The following is a 1,701-nucleotide window of genomic DNA, read 5'->3' on the forward strand; positions in this document are numbered from 1 at the left end:
CAGCCATACGGCCGACGCGGGCCTGGTCTTCCTCATCCCGTTCATCGACAGCCTGATTCGCGTGGACATGCGCGAGGCGCTGATCAACGTCCTGCCGCAGCAGGTCATCACCGCCGACAACGTCGTTGTGACGGTGGACGCGGTGATCTACTATAAGGTGGTGGACCCGGTCAAGGCCGAGTTCGAGATTCAGAACTTCAACTTCGCGGCCACGACGCTGGCGCAGACGAACTTGCGCAACCTCATCGGCGACAAGCAACTCGACGAGACGCTGACCGCCCGCGACGTGATCAACACGTCGCTGCGCGAGGTGCTGGACGAGGCCACCAACCCGTGGGGCGTCAAGGTGACCAAGGTAGAGTTGCAGAAGATCGACCCGCCGGCCGACATCACCAACGCCATGAGCAAGCAGATGAAGGCCGAGCGCGAGAAGCGCGCCGTCATCCTGGAGGCCGAGGGCGTGCGACAGGCCGACATCCTGCGGGCGCAGGGCGAGGCGCAGGCGGTGCTGTTGCGGGCCGAGGCGGAGGCCAAGTCGATTGAAATGGTGGCTCAGGCCGCCGAACGCAATTTCACCGACCGCGCCCGCGAGCTGAAGAAGCTCGACGTGGCCCAGGCGGTGCTGTCGGGCAACCAGACGAAGTTCATCATCCCCGCCGGGTCGGACATCATCAACGTGCTGGGGCTGGACTCGAACGGGGGCGGGCATAACGTCCTGCCTATCCGTTCGCGCCCCGCGCCGGAGCAGCCGCAGAAGTAAGCGAAGAATCCACAGATTTCACGGATGACACAGATTTAAGAGGCTCACGCCAAGAACGCAAAGAAGGCCAAGAGCGCAAAGAATGAAGTCTTTGCGCGCTTGGCGTCCTTAGGGCTCTTGGCGTGAGCTTCTCTTCTATGTCGGGGCTATTCGGCGGCTTCGCACCAGAATTGGAGTTCGGCCCCGCTGGTAGGGTGGTAGACGTAGATGAGGCCGGTAAAGCCGTGGCCGCCGACGAACTGGTTTTGGGGGCCGCTGTCCTGGGGGAGTTGGTAGAGGTGGGTGAGCAGCGGGTCGGCCGCGCCGGCCGGCGTGACCAGAAGTTGGAGGGCGCGCTCGCCGTCGGCTTCGCCCGTCCAGTAGCGGGCCTGGAGGCGCAGATCGCCTGACTCTGGCGCTTCGTATTCGGCGTCGGCGTCGCCAGGAATGACGACCATGCCTTCGCTCTCGATGGGCACGGTGACGCTGGGGCGGTAGGCGGTGTGGCAGGTGATCTGGGCGGCGCGTGGGGCGGCGGCCGGCCCGCCACAGGCCGGCAAAAGCGCGGCCAGAAGGCCCAACAAGGTCAATGTGAGAAGACGGCGTTCTCTGTGCAAGGCGCTACTCCTGTATCAACCGGTTGATTCATCGGGCAAGGAATGAAGAGGAACACGGAGGGACACTGAGGGCGGACACGGAGTTCCGCAGAGAAAGCGTTTTCTTCCTCTGTGGAACTCTGTGTGATCTCGGTGTCTCTCTGTGTTCCTCGCCTCTTTTCCCTTCATCGCTCCTCTAGGAGGACACATCAAGTCTGCGCTGCTGGTCGCAACAAGTAGGTCGTCATCTCCCCCTTGCCCTTCACCGGAAATGGCCCGCGCTCCTCGAAGGTGTAGCGGCCGGCCAGCTTGTCGCGTACGGCGGCCGTCACCTGGATGACGTTCGCCAGCCCATAGGACTCCATG

3 protein-coding genes are annotated in these 1,701 nt (G+C 63.4%); 1 reads left to right on the forward strand and 2 read right to left on the reverse strand.

Going from position 1 to position 1,701, the window contains the following annotated elements:
* The coding region (locus ACE3UY_RS10450) for an SPFH domain-containing protein (RefSeq protein WP_374687473.1) at window positions 1–760 on the forward strand (760 nt) is incomplete at its 5' end.
* A 146-nt stretch (window positions 761–906) separates the two neighbouring features.
* Here ACE3UY_RS10450 and ACE3UY_RS10455 read toward each other — a convergent pair.
* Entirely contained in the window at window positions 907–1,356 is a 450-nt protein-coding gene (locus tag ACE3UY_RS10455) for a hypothetical protein (protein ID WP_374687474.1), read from the reverse strand.
* A 188-nt stretch (window positions 1,357–1,544) separates the two neighbouring features.
* Entirely contained in the window at window positions 1,545–1,700 is a 156-nt protein-coding gene (locus tag ACE3UY_RS10460) for an adenylate/guanylate cyclase domain-containing protein (RefSeq protein ID WP_374687475.1), read from the reverse strand.
* Window position 1,701 lies beyond the last annotated feature (1 nt).

The sequence above is a fragment of the Promineifilum sp. (SeqCode) genome (assembly GCF_041918635.1).
Classification (GTDB): domain Bacteria; phylum Chloroflexota; class Anaerolineae; order Promineifilales; family Promineifilaceae; genus Promineifilum.